The following is a 26,086-nucleotide window of genomic DNA, read 5'->3' on the forward strand; positions in this document are numbered from 1 at the left end:
GCCCCGTCTGCCGCGTCGTCCGACACGGCGGCTCGCGTGACGTCGGACGGCACCGACGCTCGGCGGCCGAGACCCTCGGGCACGCGCTGGCTGTCGCGGCCGCTCGAGGACTGGATGGCCGGGCGGCTGTCGGTCCCGGAGCCGGGCCCGGCCGCCGTGGACGTGTTGATCGTCGGCAGCGGCTATGGCGGCGCCGCGGCGGCGCATGCGCTCGCGGGACGTCGCGACGAGGACGGCCGGCGGCTGAGCGTGGTCGTGCTCGAGCGCGGGCGTGAGTACCTGCCCGGGGCGTTCCCCAGCCGCTTCGCCGATCTGCCCGGTCACGTGCGGCTGGCGCGTCCCGGCGTGGATGCGCCGACGGGACGTCGCGAAGGGCTCTTCGACCTGCGGTTGGGACCGGATGTCTGTGTCGCCCTGGCCAACGGCCTGGGGGGCGGATCGCTGATCAACGCGGGCGTGATGGAGCGACCCGCGCCGGCGGTGTTCCGCGAACCCGGCTGGCCGCAGGCTTTCCTGCGCGAGGACATGACGCCCTGGTTCGAGCGCGCCGAGCGGCTGCTGGGCGTCCGCGACGACGAGGGCGACAACACCATCGAACGCCTGCGCGCGAAGGCCGGCTTCAAGACGCGCCGGCTCGACGCGTTGAAGGCGCTCGACCCGGCGCGCACGCGCGCGGCGAGGATCCAGGTCGCGATGGACGCGCGCCCGCGCGGTGCGGCCGAATGGTCGCACCAGCCCTGCATCGCCTGCGGCGACTGCGCGACCGGCTGCAACCACGAGGCCAAGCAGTCGCTCGACACGAGCCTGCTGCTGCAGGCTTGGCGGCAGGGCGCGGAGCTGGTCTGCGGCGCGAGCGTCGAAGCATTGGTGGCGGCCCCCGGCGCCGGTTGGCGCGTCACGCTGCAGCACACCGACGAGCTGCTGCGCCGGCGGCAGGGCGAGCCGTTCGAGGTGCTCGCCCGTCGGGTGATCCTGGCTGCCGGCACCCTGGGCTCGACGGAGATCCTGATGCGCTCGCGGGACCGGGGGCTGACGCTGTCGCGGATGCTGGGGCAGGCGTTCTCGGCCAACGGCGACGTGATCGCGGTCGGCCACGGCTGGCCGCGGGCGGTCCATGCGGTCGCCGACGAGGACCAGCCGGCCGCGGCGCGCCAGGTGGGTCCGACCATCACCGGTGTGTGGGACGCCGGGCCGGATCATGTCGTCGAGGACCTGGCGATTCCCGGCGCATTGCGTCCGGTCTTCGAGGAGGGCTTCGCGCTGGCGGCGACGCTGGATGCGCTGGCCCGTTCAAACGCCGGCCCGCATGAGGAGCGCGCCGATTTCGACGATCCCTTCGCGGTCCGTCCTTCCGTGACCGAGCGGCAGCTGCCGCTGGCGATCGTCGGTCGCGACAGCGGCACCGGCCGGCTGGTCCGGCGGGAAGGGTTCGAGGAGCCAGGCGGGCTGCAGGTCGACTGGCCCGGGCTGCGCGACGAACCCGCGATCGCGCGCCGTCACGAGGCGCTGGCGCGTCATTGCCACACCCAGGGCGCGCGGCTGCTGCGCAATCCGCTGTGGCAGCTGCTGCCGCCGGACATGGCCTTCCTGACGAACGACGCCCGCGGGCCGATGGTGAGCGTGCATCCGCTGGGGGGCTGCGCGATGGGGGACCTCGGCAGCGACGGCGTTGTCGACGCGATCGGGCGGGTGTTTTCCGGCGACGGCGAGGCGGTGCACGACGGGCTCGTCGTGCTGGACGGCTCGATCGTGCCGGGCTCGATCGCGATCAATCCGGCGCTGACGATCAGCGCGCTGGCGCAGCGGGCGCTGGACCGGCTCGCCGTCCTCTGGCGACTGGGCGCGCCATCGCCGGTGGCCCGGCGCCGGGAGCCGGAGCGTCCCGTGTTCCGCCTGCCTGCCGGGCCTGGACGGGGTGGGCCGCCGTCCTCCGCCGCCGGTCACTCCGGCAATGGCGGCAGCGCGAGCAACGACGGCGCCGCCAGTGCCCCCGAAGCCACGGTGATCGAGGTGCGCGAGCGCCTCGGCGGCTTCGTGCGCTGGTCCGGAGCGCCGGGCTCGCCGGTGAAGTACGTGGAGCTCTGCGTCGTCTTCCGTCCGAAGGCGTTGGTGGAGCTGTTGAGACCTGGCCCCGAGCGGCGACTGATCGTGGCGCCGGGCAGCCGGCTTCGCGTCTTCGAGGCTCGCGAGCGACGGCCCGGATGCTTCGAGATCGTCGGCCCGAAGCCGGGCGACGGCCGCCTCTGGGCGCACGAGGAACGCGGCGATGAGCACGCACTGTTCACCGCGCCGCTGGCGGAAGGCGTGCTGACGCTGTTCCAGCGCGAGGACTCGGGATCGCTGCGGCGGCATGCGCGCGGGCTGTGGGCCTGGGCGATCAACCGCGGCGTGCGCGACGCCTGGCAGGGTCTGATCGATTGGGCGGGGCACCGATCGCCGCCCAGGACGCCGGGCGCGGCACGAGCAGGCCTGCGCGCGCGGGCCGTCAACGCCTGGCACCTCTCGGGCCATGCGGGCGAGGCGCGGGTGATGCGCTACCAGGTGCTCATCGACCCGGCCGCGGACCTGCCCGCGTGGGCCGCCGGGCTGCGCGGGCAGTCGTTGCGCGGATGCAAGCGGATCAGCTACACGCGGCGCGGCAATCCCTGGACGCAGCTGAGCCGCATGACGCTGACGCCGGCCGCCGGCATGGCGCCGCCACCGGGCGCGCGGGACATCGTCCTGACGCTGGACATGCACCACCTCGCCCGCGAGCGGCTGCCGCTGCTGCGCATCCGGCAGGCGCGCGACATCCCTTCGGCGGCGCGCGACGTCGGCGCGTTGATGGCCTACATCGCGCGGATGACGATCGGGCTGCATGCCTGGACCTTCCGCAAGCCCGACGAGGCGCCGCGGCGGCGCATCTCGCGCTTGCCGGGCACGGTGCCGGGACTGCCGGATCCCGTGGTGATCGAGATGGCCGCCGGCCGCTGGGGCGACGCGGGCGCGCAGCGCCAGGACCTGGACCGCCCGACGCGCGAGGACGACGACCGGCCGGTGCTGATCCGCCTGACGCGTTACGGCCGGCCGGGCGGCGAACCCGTGCTGATGATCCATGGCTACAGCGCCAGCGGCACGACCTTCGCGCACCACTCGGTGCGCCCCGGTCCGGCCCAGCTGCTGTGGGACGCGGGCCACGACGTCTGGCTGCTGGACCTGCGCACCAGCGCGGGATTGCCGACGGCCACGCTGCCGTGGACCTTCGAGGAATCCGCGTTCAACGACATCCCGCTGGCCGTCGATCGTGTGCTGCGCGAGACCGGTCGGGAGCGGCTCAACGTCCTCGCGCACTGCATGGGATCGGTGATGCTGCACATGGCGCTGCTGGAGCCGCGCGAGCAGCCGTGGGAACGCTGCTTCGCACTGCGCGCGGCGCTGAAGGACCGGATCTCGAAGCTGGTGATCTCGCAGGTCACGCCGCTGATGGTGATGTCGCCGACGAACAGCCTGCGCGGCGTGCTGATGCAGTACCTGCGGCCCTACCTGCCGCTGGGCGGGTATGCGTTCCGGCCCGAGGGCACGCCGACGCTGTTCGATCACCTGCTCGACCGGCTGCTGGCCAGCCTGCCGTATCCGGAGGCCGAGTTCGATCTGGAGAACCCGCCGCCCTGGCCGCCATGGCGGATGAGGCGCACGCCCTGGACCGCCACGCGGCACCGCATGGACCTGCTGTACGGGCGCGACTTCGCGATCGGCAACGTCGATCGCGCGGTGCTGGCATTCATCGACGACCACTTCGGGCCGCTGAACATGGACACGGTCGCGCAGGCGATCCACTTCGCCCGATGCCACGAGATCACCGACTGGCAGGGCGCGAGCGTCTATCTCGACAGTCTGGCGAAGAGCCTGGCGCTGCTCAAGGCGTTCCCGGTCCTGTCGCTGCACGGCGAGGACAACGGGTTGTGCAGCGCCGACAGCGCCGAGCTGCTGAAGGACTACTACGACCAGGCCGCGCCGGGCCGTTATCGCTACCGGGTGATCGCGGGCCACGGGCATCAGGACTGCCTGATCGGACGCCATGTCGCGACGCAGGTGTTCCCGCACGTGCTGGCCTTCCTGGCCGAGGAGCCGCAGTCATGAGCGGAGTCCTGCACGGTACGCGCCGGGGCGCGCCGGCCAACGCGCTGCTGATCGGCGCCGAGGCGCCGGGTCATCGCATCGAGCGGGCGCCGCCGGAGACCGGCCGCGTGCCACTGCTCACAGCGCTGCGACCGGAGCGTGGCTGGCCGCATTGGCTGCTGTGGGTGCCGATGCGGTGGCGCGGCGGCTGGACCTACGAGCAATTGCCGCAGCCCTGGCGGATCGAGTCCTTCGTGCCACCGGGCGTGGGGCAGCCGGGCGCGCCCTGGCGGACCTCGCAGGCCGTGGAGGCGTTCCCTGTGCCGCCGCGCGCGATGTCCGATGCAGCGGGGCACTCGAAGAACGACGCCGCGGCTGGCAGCGACGGCGACGAGCATGAGATCGACATCCACGGCCTGCTGCTGGTGGCGCTGTACCTGGAGCCGCGCGCGCTGGCCATGGAAGGCGCGCATCGCGGCGTGATGCACGAGCTTGGCGACGAGGAGTTGCACGCGCAGGTTGAAGGCGCGCTGGATCAGTTCTTCGATCTGCCGCCGCATCGCTGGGCGCATGGCTTCGTGCCCTCGCCGGGCGGGTCGGAGGTCACCGTCGACGACGGAGGCCTGTGCTTCGCGCTTGCCGCGTGCCAGTACCCGCCGGGCCTGCTGGATGTGAGTCCGGGGTGGGAACTCGATGCGTCGCAGGCGGGGCCAGGTCTTGCGTCACTGGCGAGACTGCACCAGTTCACGCGATCCACGGCGCGAGGACAGGACTGCTCGCTGGTGCTGTTCGCCGGCGACCAGATCTATGCGGATGCGAGCGGCGGACTGGCCGACTCGCGCAGCGGCATAGAGCGGTACGCGCGCGCCTACGGCGAGTTCAAGGCCGGTCCGGTGCGGCTGCTGCCACCGACGGTGGCGCGCGTCGTGCAGGCGATCGACGACCACGAGATCGTCGACAACTGGGAACCGGGTCCTGGCGCCAGCCACGGCGGCAACGGCCCCTGGTTCGATGTCGCGCGCCAGGCCGCCTGGCATCACCGGTGGGAAGCCGGCCCCCGCGTGGGCGGCCCGGAACTGCTGTGGCACGAGTTCGACTGGCGCGGCGCGGCCTTCTTCATCGCCGACGCGCGCTGCGAGCGCGAGGCACGACGCGTCGCAAACTGGTCGAGCGCGCGCCTGTGGTCGACCACCCAACGCGATGCATTCAACGAATGGTTGTCGCGCGGGGCGTCTCGGCCGAAGTTCGTGCTGAGCGGCTCGCTGCCGCTGCCGCGACGCCGGATGAGCGTTGAGCACGCGGCGAGCTGCCTGCGTTCGGATGGATGGGACGGCTACCCGCACAGCCTGCATGAACTGCTGGGCTTGGTGTGGCGGCATCGTGCCTCGGGACTGGTGTTCCTGTCGGGCGACGAGCACCGCTCGGGCTGGGTGAGCGCGGAGATCTCCGCCGTCGACGGTGACGACCGTGGCTCGGTGCGCATCCACTCGGTCCACAGCTCCGCGCTCTACGCGCCCTGGCCGTTCGCGATCACGGCGGCCGAGGAGCTGGCCGCGTCCGACGTGTTCGAGTTCGACGGCCCGGATGGCCTGCGGCTGCGATGCGTCGTCAGCGCATGGGCCGACCATCCGGGCGATGGCTTCGCGGTGCTCCGCGTGCGAGGTGGGGAGGTCGAACTCTGGTTTGACCGAGCCGGTGCGGTGCGGGCCGAACCGGATGCCGTGCTGTCATTTCGCCCATGCGACACTGCCTGATGACCGAAATCGAACTGCGTTTCCAGATCCCCGAATCGCAATGGCCCGCCGTGCGCCGCTGGGTCGCGGGGGCGGGCAAGTCCGTCGCGGCGCAGGAGCGCCTGCAGGCCTCGTACTTCGATACGCCCGAGCGCGACCTCGCGCGCGCCGGCTTTGCGTTGCGTCTGCGGCGCGAGGGCGAGGTCTGGGTGCAGACGCTCAAGGGCGCCGCGCCCGACGGCATGACCCGCCTCGAACACAACGTGCCGCTCGGCGCGGACATTCCCCGGCTCGACGTCGCCCGGCACGTCGACCATCCCGCCGGGCAGGCGTTGCAGACGCTGCTGGCCACGCTGCCCGAAGGCGCGCTGCAGGCGCTGTTCCGCACCGACATCACCCGCCTGACGCGGCCGCTGCGCACGCCGCATGGCACGGTCGAACTGGCGCTCGATCACGGCGCGCTGCTCGCGGGCGAGGGCGACTCGCTGCGCAGCACGCCGGTCGCCGAGCTGGAGATCGAACTGAAGAGCGGCGAAGCCCGCGCCGTGCTCGAAACGGCGCGGCAATGGGCCATCGAGCGTTTCGGGCTGTCGCTGGAGCTGCGTACGAAAGCGCTGCGTGGCGACCTGCTCGCGCGCCAGCTCGACTGCGCACCGGTCGCCGATTCCCATGCGATCCACTGGACCGGGGACATGAGCTGCGACGACGCGCTCCACGTGCTGCTGCGCGAGTGCCTGGAGCCGGTCGTCGGCAATGCCTCGCAGATCGCGAGCGGCCGGCATCGGCCCGAGCACCTGCATCAGATGCGCGTCGGTCTGCGCCGCCTGCGCGCCGGCCTGCGGCTGCTGGCGGCGGAAGACGACGTCGCGCTGCTCGCGCTCGCCGAGGGCGCCGGGCAGCTGTCGCGACGGCTCACCGCCGCGCGCGACGCGGATGCGCAGGCCGAAGCCGGCTGGCGCGCGACGATGCTTGCCGCCTGGCGCGCCGAGCGTCCGTCCGCGGCCTCCGAGGTCTCGCCCGCAGCGCCCATCGACGTCGCCGGCCTGCTGCTCACGCCGGAGGTCCAGGGCTGGCTGCTCGCGGTCATCGGCTGGCTCGCGCGCCCCGCGCCGGACCATGGGCCCGAAGGGACGCAAGGCCTGGCCCCCGTCCATGCCCACCTCGCGCAGTGGCGCGCCGCGACGGACAAGCAGGTCAGACGCTTCGATCGTCTCGATGTCGAGGGACGGCATCACCTGCGGCGCCGCCTGAGACGCCTGCGCCTGGCGATGGAGCTGACATTCGCGGTCCCGGCCGGTGTCGACGACGGCAAGTTGACCAAGAAGGACATCGAACGCCGGGCCCGGGAGCTCGCCCGTGTCCACGAGGCCGCGCAGCGGCTCGGTGCGCTGAACGATCTCGAGGTTGGCCTGTCCCAGGCGCGTGAGCAACTCGCGCTGGCGATGGCACGAAGCGACGTGCCGGCGGCGGCAGCAGCCGGCTTCGCCTTGGGATGGCTGAGGCCGCGTCAGCGGCAGGCGTTGGAGAAGGCGACCAAGGCGGTCAAGGCCGTGAAGCTCATGGGCGTGGGCGACGCCTCGAAGCGCGCCAAGACTGCCAAGCCGTCGCAGCGCCGCAAGCAGGACTGAAGCATTTTGGCCGACTGACTTCACTGAAGAGGGCGCCCGCAGCCTCATGCCGAGGCGACGGGACGCACTCCCTCATTCCAGTCATTGCGAGGCCCCCATGCCGTTGTTCCATCCTCTGCCGTTCACCGAACTTCCTCCCCGTCCCGCCGAGGATGTCCCGGATCGCGCCCGGATTCCCGGGCTGCTGGCGCTGGCGGTCGATCCCGACCGGCTCAGCGCCGCGCAGGCGCTCGCCGCGCGCAGATTGCTGGATCCCGAGGGCGGCACCTATCCCGCCGACGGATGCGCGATGACGCTGTCGGTGCTGATGCGGGCGGCGGGATTCGATGTGCCCGAGCTCTGCTGGGCGATCGACGTGCCGGCGACACTGCTCGCGCGCGGCTGGATCGAGGTGCCTCCCGGCAGCCAGCGCGGCGGGGACGTCGGCAGCACCTGCCGCGAGGACAAGCACCACGGCGAGGACCACGTCTTCCTGGTGGTCCGATGCGTCAACCAGGACGAGATGATCGTCGTCGACAACCAGGCGACCTACCCGCACTTCCGCTGGGCGAGCGGGCAGGGCGGCAAGACGCCGACCGCGATGTTCTACCGGGCGCCCGGCGCGCCGGACTGAACGCTGCGCCGGATCGGCGGGATCGGTGGGGGCAGACGTCGCCGCCCGAGCGCATGGCGCCCGAGGGCAGCGAGCGGGTGTGGGGCCGGAGCGAGATGCATGGGGTCCCTGGCGGGGCGCCCCATGCGTCGCGGAGAGCCCGCGCCTCGCCGGCCGTCAACCGTGGCGGTGGAAGATCACGCCACGTCGTTCCACTGCTTGGCAAGTTGGTCCCACTTCAGGCGCGCCGCCTTCAGATGGCGCTCCTTGACGTGACCATAGCCGCGGATGTCTTCCGGAATGCGGGCCAACTCGACCGCCGTCGACAGGCGCTCGGTGCTGAGGCCCTTCGCCAGGATCGATTCGATGGTCGCGCGGTAGTCGGCGATCAGCTGGCGTTCCGTCTTGCGTTCCTCGGTGTAGCCGAACGGATCGAAGGCGGTGCCGCGCAGGCCCTTCAGCTTGGCCAGCACGCCCATCGCCGGACGCACCCAGCCGCCGAAGGGGCGCTTCTGCAGATGACCGTGGTCGTCCTTCTTGGCGAGCATCGGCGGTGCCAGGTGATGCACGACCTTGAAGTCGCCTTCGAACTGGCCCTTGATCTTGTCGAGGAACTTCGTGTCGGTGTGCAGGCGGGCGACCTCGTATTCGTCCTTGTAGGCCATCAGCTTGAACAGATAACGCGCGACGGCCTCCGTCAGGCGCGTGCCGCCCACCGGTGCCTCGGCCTGGCGGACCTTCTCGACGAAGGCGCGGTACTGCTCGGCGTAGGCGGCGTTCTGGTAGTCGGTCAGGAACTCGACGCGCTTGGCGATCAGCTCGTCCACGCCCTGGCGCTTGACGAAGTTGATGACCTGCTGCGCGGCGAACAGCGACTGCACCGCGGCCAGGTCATGCGCGCAGCGACGGCCCCATTCGAAGGCGGCCTTGTTGTTGTCGACCTGCACGCCGTTGAGCTCGATGGCGCGCATCAGCGCGGCGAGGCTCAGCGGCACGCGGCCCTTCTGCCACGCGAAGCCCAGCATCAGCGGGTTGGTGTAGAGCGAATCGCCCAGCAGCTTCACCGCGACCTCTTCCGCGTCGAACATGCCCAGGTGCGAGGCGCCGACCGCCTTCTGCACGGCGGCCTCGCAGGCGGCGCCGGGGAAGGACCAGTTGGCGTCGTTGACCAGCGTCGCGGTCGGCGAGCCGTGCGTGTTCAGCGCGACGAAGCTGCGGCCTTCGCGCATCACGGCCAGCGTCGTCTTGTTGGCGGCGACGATGGAATCGCAGGCGATGACCAGGTCCGCCTCCGCGGTGCCGACCTTGGTGCAGTGGATCGCGTCCGGCGTGTTGGCGATCTGGATGTGGCTCCAGGTCGCGCCGCCCTTCTGGGCGAGGCCGGCCGCGTCCTGCGTGATGACGCCCTTGCCCTCCAGATGCGCGGCCATGCCGAGCAACTGGCCGATCGTGATCACGCCGGTGCCGCCGACGCCGGCCACGACGATGCCCCAGGCCTCGACCGCGTTCGGGATCGTCGGCTGCGGGATGACCGGCAGCGACGCGTCGAACGGGCTGACGCGCTTGTCCTTCTTGGGCTTCTTGAGCTCGCCGCCTTCGATGGTGACGAAGCTCGGGCAGAAGCCCTTCACGCAGGAGAAGTCCTTGTTGCAGGTGTTCTGGTTGATCTGGCGCTTGCGACCGAACTCGGTCTCCAGCGGCTCGACCGACAGGCAGTTCGACTGCACCGAGCAGTCGCCGCAGCCTTCGCAGACCAGCTCGTTGATGACGGTGCGCTTGGCCGGATCGACCAGCTTGCCGCGCTTGCGGCGGCGGCGCTTCTCGGTCGCGCAGGTCTGGTCGTAGATGATGACCGTGGTGCCGGGGATCTCGCGGAACTGGCGCTGCAGCGCGTCCAGCTCGTCGCGGTGATGCACCGTCACGCCGGGCGCCAGCGGCTTGCCGTCGTACTTCTCGGGCTCGTCGGTGACGATGATCAGCTTGGCCACGCCTTCGCTGACTAGGCTGTTCATGATCTGCGTGACGCTGTGGCCCTCGGGGCGCTCGCCGACCTGCTGGCCGCCGGTCATCGCGACGGCGTCGTTGTAGAGCACCTTGTAGGTGATGTTCACGCCGGCGGCGATGGACTGGCGGATCGCCAGGATGCCGCTGTGGAAGTAGGTGCCGTCGCCGAGGTTGCTGAAGATGTGCTTCTCGTCGGTGAACGGCGCCTGGCCGACCCAGGGCACGCCTTCGCCGCCCATCTGGGTGAAGGTCGCGGTGTTGCGGCCCGGCATCCAGGTGACCATGTAGTGGCAGCCGATGCCGCCCACGGCGCGCGAGCCGTCCGGCACGCGCGTGCTCGTGTTGTGCGGGCAGCCGGAGCAGAACCACGGCGTGCGGTCGGCGCCGCCGGCGGTCTTCTCTTCGCTCTTGAGCGACTGCTCCTTGGCGTCGATCAGCGCCATGCGGGCGTCCAGGCGCGCGGCGGTGTCGGCGTCGACACCGAGCTTCTTCAGCCGCTTGGCGATGGCGCGGGCGATGATGGCCGGCGTCAGGTCGGCCTGCGGGCGCAGCAGCCAGTTGCTGCTCGGGTTCGGGTGGCTCCACTCGCCGCCGCTGCGGTCGCCGTCGGTCTCGTCGAACTTGCCCAGCACGTTCGGGCGGACGTCCGGACGCCAGTTGTACAGCTCTTCCTTGAGCTGGTACTCGATCATCTGGCGCTTCTCCTCGATGACGAGGATCTCCTGCAGCCCGGTGGCGAAGTCGCGGGTGATGGTCGCTTCCAGCGGCCACACGACGTTGACCTTGTGTAGCCGGATGCCCAGGCGGCGGCAGCTGTCGTCGTCCAGGCCCAGGTCGTGCAACGCCTGGCGGGTGTCGTTCCAGGCCTTGCCCGACGCGATCAGGCCGATGCGGTCATGCGGCGTGGCGATGACGTTGTGGTTGAGCTTGTTGGCGCGGACGTAGGCGAGGGCGGCGTACCACTTGTGGTCCATCATCCGCGCCTCTTGATCGAGCGGCGGATCGGGCCAGCGGATGTGCAGGCCGCCCGGGGGCATCTGGAAGTCCTCCGGCATCAGGATCTCGACGCGGTCGGGATCGACGCTGACGCTGCTGGACGATTCGACGATCTCCTGGATCGTCTTCATGCCCGACCACAGGCCGGAGAAGCGGCTCATCGCGAAGGCGTGCAGGCCCATGTCCAGGATCTCCTGGACGCTGCTCGGGAAGAACACCGGGAAGCCGACGGCCTTGAAGACGTGGTCGCTCTGGTGGGCGGCGGTGGAGCTCTTGGCGATGTGGTCGTCCGCGGCGATGGCGATCACGCCGCCGTGCTTGGACGTGCCGGCCATGTTGGCGTGCTTGAACACGTCGATGGAGCGGTCCACGCCGGGGCCCTTGCCGTACCACATGCCGAAGACGCCGTCGAACTTCGCCTTCTCCGGGAAGAGCGCGAGCTGCTGGGTGCCCCAGACGGCGGTGGCGCCGAGTTCCTCGTTGACGCCGGGCTGGAAGACGATGTGCTGCTTGGCGAGGTGCTTCTTCGCGGCCATCAGGGCCTGGTCGTAGCCGCCCAGCGGGGAGCCGCGGTAGCCCGAGATGAAGCCGGCGGTGTTGAGGCCGGCGATGGCGTCGCGGGTGCGTTGCAGCATCGGCAGGCGGACCAGCGCCTGGACGCCGCTCATGAAGGCGCGGCCCTCGTCGAGTGCGTACTTGTCATCCAGCGTGACCTTCTCGAGGGCGCGCAGGATGTGTTCGGGCAAGGGGGCGTTCATGCGGGGGAGTCTCCTGATGGGTGGCTGACCTCCGGTCCCCGCTTGTGGCGAGGCCGTGTGCCTTGGCTGCCGTCGCGCCGAGTATGGCGGCGCGCGGAAAACGCAGAGAACAGTGTAGGAAACAATGCCCGGCGAGTGTTTGCTAGTTCCGCGCCGGCGGCGGTCGTTTGAGCAAGAATCTTTCCCGGAATGGCGATAGGAATTCAAATGGCATCGAAAAATGGCGCCTCAGGGAAAACCATGAGGGCGACGGCGGGTTCCGCGGGCGTCGACGAGGGGGTCGACCGGAGCGCCGATCGGGGAGAGGACGCGGGCGGATCCGGTGCTCCGGCAAGCGGCGAACTCGACCGGTATCACGTGGCCATCCTGGGTGAGCTGCAGCGCGAGGCGCGCTTGTCCAACGCCGAGCTGGCGACGCGGATCGGCCTGTCGCCGGCGCCGACCTGGCGGCGGGTGCGGTGGCTGGAGGAGCAGGGCTTCATCACCGGCTACCGCGCCGAGATCGACCGTCGCCGCCTCGGCCTGGGCGTGCTGGCGTTCGTGCGCGTGGACGCGGACCGCAACAACGGCGCGGCGACCAAGCAGCTGGAAGAGGCGATCCGGCAACTGCCGGAGGTGATCGCCTGCCACTACATCAGCGGCGCCGGGACCTTCGAGCTGGAGGTGATGGCCACCGACCTCGATGCGTTCAGCCGGTTCTCGATCGACACGTTGCTGAACCTGCCGAACGTGAAGGACATCCACACGAGCTTCTCGCTTGGCGAGGTCAAAGCGGGAGGCGCGTTGCCGCTGGGGCATCTGAAGCCGAAGGGCTGATGCCCTCATCGCAAGAAGGCTTCAGCACTTCCACCGCCGTTGGCCCTCACCCCCACCCTCTCCCGCAAGCGGGAGAGGGAGTTCGCCAGGCTCGCTGCTCCTTTCCCCCTCTCCCCCAATCGAAAGGGGGAGTTCGTCAGGCTCGCTCCTCTTTCACCCTCTCCCGCTTGCGGGAGAGGGAGGGGTGAGGGCCAAGTGCCGACGCAGTACCGGGGCGCATGAGAGCGAAGGTCTTCTCGGGCTGTACCGGTCGCACTCGCATGCCCGTGTACCGGGCCGGAGAAGAGCCCCGCTGGCATAGTCGACGATCCCCCCTCGCTCCCTGGCCGCCATGACGCTACCGCTCCGCCATTTCCTGCTCGCGCTGTCCGTGGTCGCCATCTGGGGAAGCAATTTCGTCGTGATCCGCTGGGGCCTGAACGCGTTCCCGCCGCTGCTGTTCGCGGCGCTGCGCTTCACCTTCGCCGCGCTGCCCGCCATGCTGCTGCTGCCGCGCCCGAAGGTCGGCTGGCGCAACCTCGCCGCCTACGGCGCCTTCGTTGGCGTCGGGCAGTTCGCGCTGCTCTACCTGGCGATGCGCTCGCAGATCTCGCCGGGGCTCGCGTCGCTCGTCATCCAGACGCAGGTCTTCTTCACGCTGCTGCTCGCCATGAAGATGAGCGGCGAACGTGTCCAGGGATTCCAGTGGCTCGCCCTGGTCACGGCCGCGGCCGGCATCGGCGTCATCGCGTCGCACACCGACGGCACGACCACTGTGCTGGGTCTGGCGATGGTGCTGCTCGCCGCGCTCTGCTGGTCCAGCGGCAACATCGTCGGCAAGCGCGCCGGCGCCGTGAACATGCTGGCCTACGTCGTCTGGAGCAGCGCCTTCGCCGCGCCCGCGTTGTTCGTACTTTCCTTCATCGTCGAAGGTCCCGCGCAGATGGGTGAGGCGATCCAGAACGCCAGCGTCGGCGCGTGGGGCGCCGTGCTCTGGCAGTCGGTCGGCAACACGCTCTTCGGCTACGGCGCGTGGAGCTGGCTGCTGTCGCGCCACCCTGCCGCGACCATCGTCCCGATGGCCTTGCTGGTGCCGGTATTCGGCATGAGCTGCTCGGCGCTGCTGCTCGGCGAAGGCCTGCCGCCGTGGAAGCTGATCGCTGCGGCGCTGGTCATCAGCGGGCTCGCGATCAATCTGCTGTGGCCGCATGTGCGCGGCGTGCTGCGGACCGCGAAGGCATGAGCATGGGCGCCGGCATGCGCATGGACATGCGCCTCGGTGCGCGCGCGCATCGCCGGCTTGCCGGCGCGTTGGCCGCCCTGGCCCTGGCCCTGGCGCTGGCGCTGCTCGGTGCGCTCACGCCCCGTGGCGCGAACGCTCAGTTCGTCCCGCCCGAGAAGGGCAAGGCGCCCACGACGATTCCCTCCGTGCGCGACCAGGAGATCGCCCAATGCCTGCCCGGCGAGGTGCAGACCTGGGGCGATGGCCGCGATCGCGCGATCGCGACGCGCTCGTTGCGCTTCGCCTATCGCCATGACAACGCGCCGCCGTGGTTCAGCGAGCCGCAGGTGATGGCGCTGCTGACACGCTCCGCCGAGGCCTGGTCGGCCTGCGGGCTGAAGCTCGCCGTCATCGCCGTGCCGCGCGGCCAGGTGCCGCCGGAAGACGCCATCCAGATCCTCTGGAGCGACGTCGGCAGCCGCGGCCAGTTCGCGCTGGCCAACGTGACGGCGCGCAGCCTGTCGATCGGGCCGGGCCTCTTCGCGCTGCTGCGCGAGCGCAATCCCAAGCACCCGGCGGACCAGACGCTGCAGATGGTGCTCTCGCACGAGATGGGCCACTTCTTCGGCCTGATGGCGCATTCGAAGCGTTGCGTCGACACGATGTCCTACTACGACAACGGCAAGGGCGAGCGCTGCGCGCTGCGCGATCCGAAGAGCTGGGGCAGCGTCGTCGAGTACCGCTCGATGCTGCCCACCGCCTGCGACATCGACCGTTGCAGAGCGCTGAACCGGTGAGGTCCTGGGTGGCCTCGGGATGGGCTGCGTGACTGGGGTCGTGATGGACGTCCTCGCGGCGTATGCTGGCGTGATGAATCTGCATCGCCGTCTCGCCGTTCTTGCCGCCGCCGCGCTCGGCGTCGGTGTTTCCGTAATGACGCCGGTCCACGCGCAAGGCCCGAAGCAGAACCTGCAGGTCGAGCTGCGCTGGGTCGAGTCCGAGCTCAGCGGCTCGACGGTCGCGGGCATCCGCGACGGCAGCACGGTGGTCAGCACCGGCGGCAGCGTGTCGGCACGCGGCGGCGTGACGCTCTCCACCGAGAACCGCGAGCAACGCCAGCAGCTGTTCCCGCGCCTGCTGGTCCTCAACGGCGCGCAGGCCTCGTTCACGATGACCGAATCGACGCCGATCCAATGGGTCGATGTCGCGCTCGACCGCCAGCGCGGCGAGCGCGATCGCGTGGTCGTCGTGCCGCGCCAGGGCATGGCCGAGCGTGTGCGGGGCATCGTCGTCCGACCGAAGTGGCCGGGCGGTCGCAGCCCGGTGGATGTCGAGGTCCGGGCCTCCGACCAGGCGCAGATGCCGCAGGGGGGCGCCTATGGCACGTCGCTGCCCGACGGCCAGCAGCGGCCGAGCACCGACGTCCTCAGCACCGTCCAGGCCCCGCTCGGCATCTGGGTCACGATCGCGCGCACCGGCAGCGTGACGTCGAGTGCTGGCCGCAATACCTACAGCACGCGGGACGCGGAGGTACAGAAGCTCCGCGAACTGCAGCTTCGGGTCGAAGTGGCTCCATAAAGGTTCCTCCGAACTCGGTGAATCAGTCAAATTGGTATTTGACTGGTGTTAATTTTCGGCTCGATCCGCTAAGCTGCGGCGTCCATTGGAGGCCCCGCATGTCTGCTCGAGTCCTGTCCTGCATTCCGACCCCGTTGACCGCCGCGATCGCCGCACTGGGTGCGATCGCCGCCTCGGCCGCGATGGCCGCAACACCGGCGGCCGAGGTCAAGCCCGGCGCAAAGGCCGCGGCGAAGTCGGAGGCCCCTGCGCAGGCGCCGGGATACGCGCTCTTCGGCGCGAAGCCGGTCGAGTTCGAGCGCACCGGCGGAAAGATCGTCGGCATCTACGTGCCCAACTGGGAGCCGGTCGAGCTGATCGAGCGCGTGCCGCCGCAAAACCTGACCCACGTGCTCTACGCCTTCCTGCGCCTGTGCGGCCCGGGCCAGCTGGAGAAGGACGCCGCCAAGTGCGTCGGCAAGAAGGACTTCGAAATCGGCACCGGCCCGATCGACACGCGTTTCAACGACGCATTCCAACGCTACAAGCAGCGCGCGCCGCATCTGAAGATCGTCGCCTCGGTGGGCGGCTGGGGCGGGTCGGATCCGATCTTCCACCTGGTCGGCGATTCGGCGAAGCGCGCGGTGTTCGCGGCTTCGGCGCAGCAGTTCCTCCGCGATCATCCGGCCTTCGACGGCATCGACATCGACTGGGAGCATCCCGGCAACAACGGCGCGGCCAACGGCGTGCAGCTCGGCAGTCCGCAGGATGGCCAGTCCTACGCGGAACTGATGGCCGACCTGCGCAAGGCGCTGGACGCGCTGACCGCGGAGACGGGCCGTCCCTATCTGCTGACCACTGCCGTGAATCCGATGGACTCGATCGTCGGCAAGATCAACTTCAAGGACGCGTCCAAGCCGCTCGATCTCATCTTCATGATGACTTACGACTTCTACGGCATGTGGTCGCCGGTGGCGGGGCATCACACGACGCTGCGCTCGTCGTCGCCGCAGGCGGACGACAGCCTGGAGCGCGCGGTGGCCAACCTGGAGAAGGCCGGCGTGCCGCGCTCGAAGCTGGTGGCCGGCGTCGCGATGTATGGCCGCGGCTTCACCGGCGTGAGCGAGACCAAGGCTGGCGCCGCGAAGACCGGCGCGTACCCGGGCGGCGAGGGCGCGCAGGGCTATCGCGAGATCGCCGGCCGCATCCTCGATGCGAAGGGCAAGGGCCGCGCAGGCTACCAGTCCGTCTGGGACCCGGTGACGCAGTCGTGGTCGCTGTTCAATCCGACGCAGAAGCTCTGGATGGGCTATGACGATCCGCGTGCCGTGCTTGTTAAGGGGCGCTTCGTGCGCGACCAGGGCCTGGCGGGCGTCTTCGCCTGGGAGCTGAGCCAGGACAACGGCGACTTGCTGAACGCGATGAACCGGGGCGTCGGCAACGTGCCGCTGGCGACGCAGAAAGAACCTCGCCGGTAACTCGCGCGCCGTTCCTCCGGGCCTACGATCGCGGCCATGACTGCCTCCACCGCTCCTGATTCCGCGACGACGACCGCCGCGCCCGCGCGCCTGCGCATCGCCCTGATCGCCCACGACGGCAAGAAGGACGAGATGGTGATGCTCGCCACCGAGTTCGCCGGCTTCCTCGGCGGCTGCGACTTGGTGGCGACCGGCACGACCGGCTCGCGCCTGACGGCCGAGGTCGGCCTGACGGTCGAGCGGATGCTGTCCGGGCCGCACGGCGGCGACCTGCAGATCGGCGCCCGGCTGGCAGTCGGGCTGGTCGACGCGGTCGTGTTCCTGCGCGACCCGATGACGCCGCAGCCGCATGAACCGGACATCAACGCGCTGGTCCGCGCCTGCGACGTCCACAACGTCGCCTGCGCCACCAACGTCACCAGCGGGCGGCTGATGCTGCGCTCGCTGCAGGTGCTCGGCACGGGCGGCGGCCGGGAGTAGAGTCATCTGTCGACGCCGGAGTCCGACGCTGGCCCCGGTCAACGACAGAAGGAGACTCCGATGCAACGACGTTCCCTGATCGCCACGGCGGCGGCTCTCCCCGCGTTATCCGCATTTGCGGCGCTGCCGGCCCACGCACAGACCCGTCCGCCAATGATCGCAGCCGAGCAGTACTTTTTCATCTTCCTCGAGACCGGCAAGCCGGTCCCCGACGACAAGGCGGCCGTTGCTGCGATGCAGGCCGGGCACCTGGAGAACTTCAAGCGGCTCTTCGCCGACGAGAAGCTCTTCGCGGCCGGACCGATGCGCGACCCCTTGAAGCAGAAGCGCGGCATCGTCGTGGTCAAGGCCCCCAACCGGCAGATCCTGCTGAGCTACTTCGAGCCCGACCAGTACGTCCGTGAGGGCTACATGGTCGTCAACGCCCAGCCCGCCACGGTGCACCAGGCGCTGAACCACACCGGCATCGATCCCAACGGCATCGAGGAGCACCGCATCGTGCTGTTCAGCCGCGCGCAGGAGCAGGACAAGGACGCGGTCCCGATCTTCCTGCAGCGGGCGCTCGACCAGGGCGTCATCGGCGCCTGGTACTCGCTGGAGGACGGGCCCATCGGCGAGGTCGTGTTCTCGCGCGGCACCGACGAGACGGCGCTGCGCAAGACCATGGCCGAATACCCCGGACTCTCCGATCAGCGCGTGACGATGAAGATCTGGGGGCAGTGGCTGGGGAAGGGCGTGCTGCGATAGGTCCTGCGTTGGACCGAGCAGGTCGGCGGGAGCCGGGGCACCCCCGGGCTCATACGCTCGCAGGCTCCGCTAAATCGCCCGGGGGCACCCCGGCTCCCGCCGACCAGGACACCGAGGCGTTCGGGCTCTGGTTAGCGGGCCAGCGGCAACGGATAACTCGCCAGGCTCGCATGGCCCGACGTCGACACCGCCTGCACGCCAAAGATCAGGTTGTCCTTGGACAGCGGCAGCGTGACCGTCGTGACCTTGCCGACGTCCTTCGCGCCCTCCCACGCCTGCGATTCGCTGCGGCGCCAGACGACGCGGTAACCCGCCAGTTCCGGATCGACGTTCGCGGTCCACAGCAGCGTCGTGTCGTTGGTCAGCTCGCGTGCGTCGATGCGCGCGCCCTTCACCGGCGATGGCGCCCAGGCCAGCGTCGCCACTCCCGCGAGGTTGACCCGCGCCACGTCGGCCACGTAGCCGAAGTCGACGAACTCCGGCAGGTCGCCGTAGACGACGCCGTTCTCGGTGCGCAGGTTCTGGTGCTGGTGGCGGAAGTCCTCGAAGGGCTCGGAGAAGCGCACCGCCGCGTAGCCGCGTTCCAGGAAGGGCAGGTGATCGCCGCCGCGCAGGTAGCGGTCGCGGCGCTGGATCAGGTCGATGCGGAAGCCCGGCAGGTAGCGCTCGCCCTCAGCCTTCAGGTGGCGGCCGAACTGCTGCGTCGGCAGCTCCTCGCCGCCACCGGCCACCGCCAGCGGTTGCAGCTGCGCGCGGATCGCCGCGTTGGTCTTGACCTCGTCCTCGTTGGCCGGGCTGTTGGCGTTCGCGTTGACCAGCAGGCGCAGCAGCGGATCGAAGCCGTCGGCGAACAGGCGCAGCCGCTTGGGATCGTGCTCGCCCTTGTCGCCGCGCGAACTGCCGACGATGTCGTTGGTGATCATGCCTTCGACGTTCAACCCCTGCGCGCGGGCGCGCCGGGCCCAGTGGCGGGCGCCGAGCAGGCCCTGCTCCTCGCCCGGAACCGCCATGAACACGAGCGTCGCGTCGAAGCGCTGCTTGGCCGCCGCGCAGGCCATCTCCATGACGGCCGCCGTGCCGGAGGCATCGTCGTTGGCGCCGGGCGCCTCGCCCTGCGCGTCCATCACGTCGCTGTTGCGCGAGTCGTAATGCCCGCTCACCACGAGGATGCGCTCGCGCGGCGTGCCCGCCGACGCGCCGGGCAGCGTGGCCACGACGTTCACCAACTCCGTCGGCGCCGAGAGTCGATTGCCCGCCGGCTCGATGAACGCGTCCATCGTGACCTGCAGCCGGCCGCCGGCCTTCGCGCCGCAGTCCTTCAGCTGGCGCTCGATCCAGCGCCGCGCGGCGCCGATGCCGCGCGTGTCGCTCTTCGTGTCCGACGCCGTGTGGCGCGTGCCGAAGGCGGCCAGCTTGCGGATGGTCTGCTCGATGCGCTCGGCGGAGATGTCCGCGAGCAGCGGCGCCACGCGCGGATCCAGCGGCGGCGCCGCGGTCTCCGAGGCGGCGCGCGCCGTCGCCGACGCCGGACCCGAGGCCGGCGTGGTCTGTGCGATGGCGGAAGCAGCGATCAGCGCCCAGACAGCGGCGGCGGTGGGGATCAGGCGGCGGCGATGGAGGGTCATGGGCTCAGTCGATCAGGCGAGGTGTTGCTTGAGGAAGTCCAGGGTGCGCGACCAGGCCAGCTCGGCGGCGGCCTCGTCGTAGACCTCGGGGCGGGTCTTGTTGGAGAACGCGTGGTCCGCGACGTAGCGGTGGATGACCGGCTGCTTGCCGGCCGACTTCATCCGGGCCTCCAGGGCGTCGACCTTCTCGGGCGTGCACCAGTCGTCGCGCGTCGCGAAGTGGCCGAGGAAGGGCGGTTCGATCTTGGCCGGGTCGGCGAACTCGGCCGGCGGAATGCCGTAGTAGCAGACCGCCGCCTGCAGGTCCTTGAGGTTCACGCCGGCGAGGATGGTCAGCGCGCCGCCCATGCAGTAGCCCATGACGCCGACCTGGCCGCAGCCGAGGTGCTCGCGCAGGTGCGTCAGCGCGCCCTGCAGGTCCTGCGTGGTGGCGTCGACGAAGTCCAGGCCGTCCATCATGTGGCTGGCCTCGTCCGCGTCGGCGGCGATGCGGCCGCGGTAGAGGTCGGGCGCCAGCGTCGTGATGCCGGCGGAGGCCAGGCGCTCGGCGATGTCCTTGATGTGGGGTTTGAGGCCCCACCATTCCTGGATGAGGATCATGCCCGGCGCGCCGTCGCCGGCGCTGGCGAGGTAGCCGGCGGTGGTGCCGCCGTCGGGGCGTTCGTAGTCGATCATCTGTCCCATTTGGAACTCCCAGTGCCGAAAGAGGAAGAAGCGAAGGATGAGGAAGAATCGTCCCCCTCGAAGAACATCACCGGCGACCCCTGCGGGCGGTCGCATCCTGAGGGAGGAACCCGTGAGTCTGCACGAGCAGTTGTACCAATGGACGGCCCGCCAGGGCCTGGATGCGACCAGCGCACGGCGCTTGCGGGCGCTCAGCGGCGTCGATGATCCGCCGGGCGATCCGTGGACGCCGCTGCGGCGCGGCGCGGGCGCGCTGGCGGCAGGGTTGATCGGGTTCGGGTTGATCCTGTGGGTCGCGGCAAACTGGGACGACTTCGGGCGCGTCATGCGCTTCGGGCTGCTGCAGGCGGTGCTCGCCGTTTGCCTGATCGCGGCGGCGACGCTGCGACCGTGGCGCGCGCCGCTGGCGATGGTGGCCTTCCTGACGCTGGGCGGCCTGCTGGCCTTCTTCGGGCAGACCTACCAGACGGGCGCCGATCCCTGGCAGCTCTTCGCGCTCTGGGCCGCGCTCGGACTGCCGATCGCGTGGGCGTCGCGCTCGGACCTGACGTGGACGCCATGGGCGCTTGTGGTCGCGACCGGCATCGGCTTGTGGATGGAGACCTTCGGCGGGCACTCGTGGCGCTTTGATGCATCCACGGTGCCGGTGCACGCCATCGGCTTCGTCGCGTACGGCCTGCTGTGCGCCAGGCTCGCGCTGCGACCGGATCCGCTCGCGCAGCCCTGGGCATGGCGCTTGGCGGTGCTGGCGTCGGTGATCGCGATCTCGGGGACAGCGCTGGGCGGGCTGTTCGCGAGGGACGTGGCGCCGCAGTACTTCCTGGGCCTCGGCGTGATGGGCGTGGGGCTCGTGCTGGCGTGGCGACGCGGCGAGGTCTATGCGATGAGCGCGCTGGCGTTGGCGGTCGACACGCTGCTGGTCGTCGGGCTGGCACGCTTGATCATCGACGCCAAGGGCGATATCGGCGGCGTCTTCCTCATCGGCCTGGTGGCTTGCGCACTACTTGCGGTGAGCGTCAGCCTGATCATGCGGCGCGTACGCGCGTTGGAGGCGCGTGCATGAGCGGCGCTGACTGGATCGCGCAAGCGCGCGCAGAGGGGCTGGTGCCCGCCGGGACCGATGTGCCGGAGCGGCCCTGGCCGGTGGTGCTGCTGACGGCGCTCGGCGCCTGGCTGGCAGTGCCGCCGTTCCTCTTCCTGTTCGCGATGCTGTTCGGGGGCGACTGGGATCGCGGCCCGATGCCGTACATCGAAGGCATCGCCTTGATCGCGCTGTCCGTCGTGCTGTTGCGGGCGCGGGCCATTCCGCTGTTCCTGGAGCAGGCGGCGGTGCCGCTACTGCCGACGGGGCTCGTGTGCCTCGGCTACGGGCTGCAGCGGGATCTCTCGCACGCCGGCGCGGCGTGGATCGGCCTGGCCATCGGCGCGGCGCTGATCGTGCTGCTCAAGCAGGGCTGGCTGCGCGGACTGCTCGGCGTCGGGATGGCGGCGTTGGCGGGCTACCTCGGGCACCTGTGGATCGAGGGCATCGCGCCGAGGGCCTGGTACGAATGGGACGGCGGACTGTCTCTGATGGCCGCTGCGATGCTGCTGGCGGAAGGCGGGTTGCTGTGGCTGCTGCAAACCCGGTTGGGTCGTGATGCCCGCACCGCGTCTGCCGCAGCGGCGCTCGAATCGGCGCTGAGCGGCTGGTGGGTCGCCGTGCTGGTGATGCACGCGGTGGCCGCGGGTTGGTCGTTCACACCCGTCGGTGCGTTCTCAAGTGGCGACATGTTGCGTGGCCTCACCCGGGAATTGACGAGCACCCATGTGTTCCTTGTGGGGGCGAGCCGTGCCCTGTCGGCGCTGCTCGCGCTCGCTGGCGCGATGTGGCTGCTGCGCCGCTGGCGGCCCACGGGCGCCGCGCGACTGCTGCCGCCGGTGCTGCTGATGGCGGCGCTCTCGGCGCTGATGCCGGCGCTCGGCGGGATCCTGCTGGTGCTGGCGTTGATGGCGTCGACGCGACGCTGGCGCCTGGCCGCGCTCGCCGGCGCGGCAGCGGTGTGGGCGATCGGGGCGCTGTACTACGAGTGGCAACTGCCGCTCGCCCACAAGTCCCTCGCGCTGGTGGCCGCCGGCGCGGCGCTCGCCGCATGGGTCCGCTGGCTGGCGTGGCATCCGGCGGCGCCTTTGTCCGATGGCGAGGCGCGACCGGCGCTCGCGCTGCGTGGCGCTGCAGCGGTGCTGCTCGGCGCGGGCGTGCTGTCGCTCGTGCTGGTGAACGTCCTGATCGCCAGTCGGGAGCAGCTCATCGCCAATGGCCGCCCGGTCTTCGTGAAGCTGGCGCCGGTCGATCCGCGTTCGCTGATGCAGGGAGACTACATGCAGTTGAGCTACGACCTGCCCGGGGTGAGCTGGAGCCGCACGTTGGGGAATGTCACATGGACCCGGCTATCGCGGGAGAAGGATCCGCTGTGGGGGCATCGTCTGCAGATCGCGGCGACGGTCGATGCTCGCGGCGTCGTGCAGTCTGCGCGGATGCTCGAACCAGGCGAGGCCTCTCCAGCCGGAGCGCAACTGCTGGAGCTCACGCCCAAGGACGGTCGATGGACCTTCGTGTCCGACGCCTGGTTCTTCAAGGAAGGCGAGGCCGAGCGCTGGCAGCCGGCGAAGTACGGCGAGTTCCGCGTGACCCCCGAAGGCAAGGGCCTGCTGGTGCGGGTGGTGGGGGAGGATCTGAAGCCGTTGTGAGCGTCAGTTCGCAGCCGGGTTCCAGCCGTCGATGGCGATCTGATAGTGGGTCGATCTTCCCGCGCCAAAGCGCCGCAGACATCCGAGTGCTTCCAACTCCAGCAGTTCCCGGGATGCGGTGGCGCGCGAGGTCTCGCCGATCTGCTCGTACTTGCGCGTGCTCATTCCGCCTTCGATCCCGGCGGGACCCGCATCGATCAGTGTGTTCAGCACGGCGCGTTGCCGCGGCCCGATGTCGTGGCCTCCGTGCTCTGCCCAGAAGCGAGACTTGGCCAATCTGCCGTCGATCGCCTGCTTCGCGCATTCGCACGATGCGCGCACCTGCTCAAGAAACCAGACGACCCAGGCTTTGACCGGCGCTTCACCGTGCTGCGTCGCCCGGAGCCCCTCGTAGTACTCGCTGCGCTTTTCGAGCAGACGCTCCGACGTTCGGATCAGACGCGTGGCGGTCCCGATTTGCCTGGCCATCAGCAGATCGATCAGCGCTCGGCCTGCCCGGCCGTTGCCGTCCTCGAAGGGATGGATGGTTTCGAACCACAGGTGTGCCACGCCCGCGACCACGAGCGGATCCATCGTCTTCGGCGCGTTGAACCATTCGATGAAATCTCGCATCTGTGCCGGCACGTGCTCCGGTGGCGGTGCGGTGAAGTGGACTGTCCGATTCCCAGGAGGTCCGCTCACGATGTCCATGCCGTCGAGACGGTATTGCCCCGTCAGGACCGGTTTGGCGTCGAGGCAGCCGCGTGGGAACAGGGTCGATTGCCAAAGACAGAGCCGCTCTTCGCTGATCGGTTCGTCGGCGCGGCAGACGGCGTCGTCCATGACGTCGAGCAAGCCCTCCACAGGGGGTGGGGAGGGCGCCCACAGTGGCTTGTTCCGCCGCACACGGTGTTCGACGGAGTCACGCAGCGATCGCTGGTCGTAGCGCTCGCCTTCGATCAAGGCCGTCGCCAGTGCGTTCCCGCTCCAGCCGTCGATTTCCAGCAGGAGTCGATCTGCCGGTGAAACGGCCGAGAGCGCGCCTTCCACCGCACCCACCGCCCGCCAGGTACGCGAGACGATCGGGCTGAGAATCGCCTCGAATTCTGAGTCGATCTGATCGGGGAATCGCCTCATCCAGGGGTCACTCCGCCAGCCCCTCCGGCTCGCCACCATCCACCATCAGGTCGATCAGTTCCTTCAGGAACGCCAGGGCTTCCTCGGAGGTGGCAAAGTAGTACTCCCCGCCGAGGTCGGCGGCGTCGCCATCCGGGCCGACGTGGACGACGGACCAGCCTTCCGCGCCGCCCCCGATCGCGCAGATCCCGAAGCTGCCGGGTGTCAGGTCTCTCGCAGACCCGGCGGTGACGAAGATGTCCTTGCCCCGATGGGCGAAATAGCGTTTGAGCACGAGGAGTTGGAATGAAGGCAATCTGGAACGGCGAAGTCATCGCCGAGAGCGACGACACCGTGGTGGTCGAGGGAAATCATTACTTCCCCGTCACCTCGCTGAAGCGCGAGTTCACCACGTTCAGCAATCACCGCACGTCCTGCCCGTGGAAGGGCCAGGCGCACTACTTTAGCCTGATGGTCCACGGCGACATGAACCCGGACGCCGTCTGGTATTACCCGGAACCCTCCGAGGCCGCCGCCGAGATCAAGGATCGCGTCGCCTTCTGGAAGGGCGTCCAGATCACCGAGTGAGCGCCTTCGGCCACAGCACCCACAGCCGCAGCGGCTGCTTCATGCGGCCGGCCTGCGCCTCGGCGGCTTCGCCCCAGCCCCAGAAGTAGTCCGCCCGCACCGCGCCGACGATCGCCGCGCCGGTGTCCTGCGCCATCACGAGCCGCCGCATCGGCGTCGTCGACAGCGGTTCGGTCGTGTCCAGCCACACCGGCGTGCCGTAGGGGATGCTGGCCTTGTCCACCGCGATCGAGCGCCCCGGCGTCAGGGGCACGCCCTGACCCCCGCGCGGACCCACCGCCAGATCGGGCAACGGCTCTTCGCGGAAGAAGACATAGCGCGGGTTCGCCCACATCGCCTCCTTGAGCCGCTGCGGATTGCGCCGTCCCCAGTCCTTGATGCCCGGCCACGACGCCTCCGTGGTCCGCAGCTCACCCTGGGCGATCAGCCACTGACCCATCGAGCGGTACGGCTGCTCGTTGTGCGCCGCGAAGGACAGCCGCACCCAACGGCTGGAGCCGTCGCGCTCGGTCACCCGCAGCCGGCCGCTGCCCTGGATCTGCATCACCAGCGCATCCAGCGGGTCCTGCACCCAGGCCAGGCTGAGCCGCGACAGCGACGCGTTGCTCTCGATCTGCTGACGGGTGTCGTAAGGCTTGCGCTGTGCCAGGTCTTGCGGCGGCGCCAGCAGCGGCACGCGGAACTCGCCCTGCGACTGGCGCCGCGCCGCGAGCTCCGGCTCGTAGTAACCGGTCGCCACGCCTTCGCGCTGGCCCTCGGGCGATTCGACGCGATACGGTTGCAGCCGCTTCATCAACCAGACCATCGCGTCCCAGTCGTCGCCCGGCTTGAAGCCGCGAGCCTGCGCGCAGATCGCGGCCCAGCCCGGCATCGGCTTCTCGCAGCCGCGCAGCATCGCGGGCCACCATTCCAGCGCGCGGTCCTGGCCCCAGCCGGGCAGCTCGTTCCACGCCGCGGCGACCCATCGGGCGCGTTCGCGTTGCAGCACGTGCCGACCGGCGGTGTCGTCCTCGCCGTTGAGCAGCTTCTCGGGATCGATCGGCAAGCCCGCCGCGGACGCCACGGGCGCCAGGAAGCCGATGAAAAGGGTGGTGACAAGGGCGGTGACAACGGCAGCGGAGGCCGCGCCCAGCGCGCCTAGAATCGCCAGCGCCGCGCTCCAGCGGCGAGTTCTGCTACGGATCGGACCACGAATCATGGGCGTGATTTTGCTGGAGGCGCTCGGCGCCCTCGCGCTGCTCGTCTTCATCGTCTGGTGGACGATGTTCTCCGGCCG

General features: G+C 70.1%; 20 protein-coding genes. 14 read left to right on the forward strand and 6 right to left on the reverse strand.

Annotated elements, in window-relative coordinates; translation table 11 throughout:
- The first annotated feature begins 36 nt into the window (after nt 1-36).
- The 4 genes from AC07PR_RS23800 (at nt 37) to AC07PR_RS23815 (ending at nt 8,072) form a co-directional block, all read left to right on the forward strand.
- A complete protein-coding gene (locus tag AC07PR_RS23800) occupies nt 37-4,119 on the forward strand; it encodes an alpha/beta fold hydrolase (protein ID WP_495136770.1) in 4,083 nt (1,360 codons plus the stop codon).
- Nucleotides 4,116-5,852: an alkaline phosphatase D family protein gene (locus AC07PR_RS23805; protein ID WP_495136771.1), complete on the forward strand. Its 1,737-nt coding sequence runs from the start codon at nt 4,116-4,118 to the stop codon at nt 5,850-5,852. Before AC07PR_RS23800 ends, AC07PR_RS23805 begins: the two co-directional genes overlap by 4 nt.
- Entirely contained in the window at nt 5,852-7,459 is a 1,608-nt protein-coding gene (locus AC07PR_RS23810; protein ID WP_495136772.1) for a CYTH domain-containing protein, read from the forward strand. Before AC07PR_RS23805 ends, AC07PR_RS23810 begins: the two co-directional genes overlap by 1 nt.
- A gap of 97 nt (nt 7,460-7,556) precedes the next feature.
- Nucleotides 7,557-8,072, forward strand: a complete 516-nt coding sequence (locus tag AC07PR_RS23815; protein WP_377158240.1) for a hypothetical protein — start codon at nt 7,557-7,559, stop codon at nt 8,070-8,072.
- A gap of 176 nt (nt 8,073-8,248) precedes the next feature.
- On the opposite strand, the gene AC07PR_RS23820 is transcribed toward AC07PR_RS23815, so the two are convergent.
- Nucleotides 8,249-11,809 carry an indolepyruvate ferredoxin oxidoreductase family protein gene (locus AC07PR_RS23820; protein ID WP_495136773.1) on the reverse strand — a complete coding sequence of 1,187 codons (3,561 nt, stop codon included), beginning with the start codon at nt 11,807-11,809 and terminating at the stop codon, nt 8,249-8,251.
- A 240-nt stretch (nt 11,810-12,049) separates the two neighbouring features.
- Here AC07PR_RS23820 and AC07PR_RS23825 point away from each other — a divergent pair, with 240 nt between their 5' ends.
- The 7 genes from AC07PR_RS23825 (at nt 12,050) to AC07PR_RS23855 (ending at nt 18,088) form a co-directional block, all read left to right on the forward strand.
- Entirely contained in the window at nt 12,050-12,625 is a 576-nt protein-coding gene (locus tag AC07PR_RS23825; protein ID WP_377161616.1) for an Lrp/AsnC family transcriptional regulator, read from the forward strand.
- Between the two features lie 331 nt (nt 12,626-12,956).
- A complete protein-coding gene (locus tag AC07PR_RS23830) occupies nt 12,957-13,847 on the forward strand; it encodes an EamA family transporter (protein ID WP_377158233.1) in 891 nt (296 codons plus the stop codon).
- Nucleotides 13,844-14,623, forward strand: a complete 780-nt coding sequence (locus AC07PR_RS23835; protein ID WP_495136774.1) for a zinc metalloprotease — start codon at nt 13,844-13,846, stop codon at nt 14,621-14,623. The genes AC07PR_RS23830 and AC07PR_RS23835 overlap by 4 nt, the downstream gene beginning before the upstream one ends.
- 73 nt (nt 14,624-14,696) lie before the next feature.
- Nucleotides 14,697-15,404 carry a hypothetical protein gene (locus AC07PR_RS23840; RefSeq protein WP_495136775.1) on the forward strand — a complete coding sequence of 236 codons (708 nt, stop codon included), beginning with the start codon at nt 14,697-14,699 and terminating at the stop codon, nt 15,402-15,404.
- A gap of 98 nt (nt 15,405-15,502) precedes the next feature.
- Entirely contained in the window at nt 15,503-16,861 is a 1,359-nt protein-coding gene (locus AC07PR_RS23845; RefSeq protein WP_495136776.1) for a glycoside hydrolase family 18 protein, read from the forward strand.
- A gap of 36 nt (nt 16,862-16,897) precedes the next feature.
- Entirely contained in the window at nt 16,898-17,341 is a 444-nt protein-coding gene (locus AC07PR_RS23850; RefSeq protein ID WP_377158226.1) for a methylglyoxal synthase, read from the forward strand.
- Nucleotides 17,342-17,401: 60 nt separating this feature from the next.
- Nucleotides 17,402-18,088 (forward strand): YciI family protein, encoded by a 687-nt coding sequence (locus AC07PR_RS23855; RefSeq protein WP_377158224.1) that lies wholly within the window; start codon nt 17,402-17,404, stop codon nt 18,086-18,088.
- A gap of 131 nt (nt 18,089-18,219) precedes the next feature.
- Here the strand turns inward: AC07PR_RS23855 and AC07PR_RS23860 are convergent, their stop codons facing one another.
- Both AC07PR_RS23860 and AC07PR_RS23865 read right to left on the reverse strand, forming a co-directional pair.
- A complete protein-coding gene (locus tag AC07PR_RS23860; RefSeq protein WP_495136777.1) occupies nt 18,220-19,713 on the reverse strand; it encodes a M28 family peptidase in 1,494 nt (497 codons plus the stop codon).
- Between the two features lie 12 nt (nt 19,714-19,725).
- Nucleotides 19,726-20,397 (reverse strand): dienelactone hydrolase family protein, encoded by a 672-nt coding sequence (locus AC07PR_RS23865; RefSeq protein WP_377158220.1) that lies wholly within the window; start codon nt 20,395-20,397, stop codon nt 19,726-19,728.
- 112 nt (nt 20,398-20,509) lie between these two features.
- Here AC07PR_RS23865 and AC07PR_RS23870 point away from each other — a divergent pair, with 112 nt between their 5' ends.
- Nucleotides 20,510-21,460 carry a DUF2157 domain-containing protein gene (locus AC07PR_RS23870; RefSeq protein ID WP_495136778.1) on the forward strand — a complete coding sequence of 317 codons (951 nt, stop codon included), beginning with the start codon at nt 20,510-20,512 and terminating at the stop codon, nt 21,458-21,460.
- Nucleotides 21,457-23,127, forward strand: a complete 1,671-nt coding sequence (locus AC07PR_RS23875; RefSeq protein WP_377158216.1) for a GDYXXLXY domain-containing protein — start codon at nt 21,457-21,459, stop codon at nt 23,125-23,127. Before AC07PR_RS23870 ends, AC07PR_RS23875 begins: the two co-directional genes overlap by 4 nt.
- A gap of 3 nt (nt 23,128-23,130) precedes the next feature.
- Here the strand turns inward: AC07PR_RS23875 and AC07PR_RS23880 are convergent, their stop codons facing one another.
- Together AC07PR_RS23880 and AC07PR_RS23885 are read right to left on the reverse strand one after the other, a co-directional pair.
- The gene (locus tag AC07PR_RS23880; protein WP_495136779.1) at nt 23,131-24,243 is read right to left on the reverse strand and encodes a Fic family protein; all 1,113 of its coding nucleotides are present in this window, start codon (nt 24,241-24,243) and stop codon (nt 23,131-23,133) included.
- A gap of 7 nt (nt 24,244-24,250) precedes the next feature.
- Complete coding sequence (locus tag AC07PR_RS23885) at nt 24,251-24,517, reverse strand: hypothetical protein (protein ID WP_377158212.1); 267 nt, start codon at nt 24,515-24,517, stop codon at nt 24,251-24,253.
- 11 nt (nt 24,518-24,528) lie between these two features.
- On the opposite strand from AC07PR_RS23885, the gene AC07PR_RS23890 reads away from it, so the two are divergent.
- Nucleotides 24,529-24,810, forward strand: coding sequence for a DUF427 domain-containing protein (locus AC07PR_RS23890; protein WP_495136780.1), 282 nt, complete (start codon nt 24,529-24,531; stop codon nt 24,808-24,810).
- On the opposite strand, the gene mltA is transcribed toward AC07PR_RS23890, so the two are convergent.
- Entirely contained in the window at nt 24,800-26,008 is a 1,209-nt protein-coding gene (mltA, locus tag AC07PR_RS23895; RefSeq protein WP_495136781.1) for a murein transglycosylase A, read from the reverse strand. The genes AC07PR_RS23890 and mltA overlap by 11 nt on opposite strands.
- Nucleotides 26,009-26,086 lie beyond the last annotated feature (78 nt).

The sequence above is a fragment of the Roseateles sp. GW821-FHT09H11 genome (genome assembly GCF_059415845.1).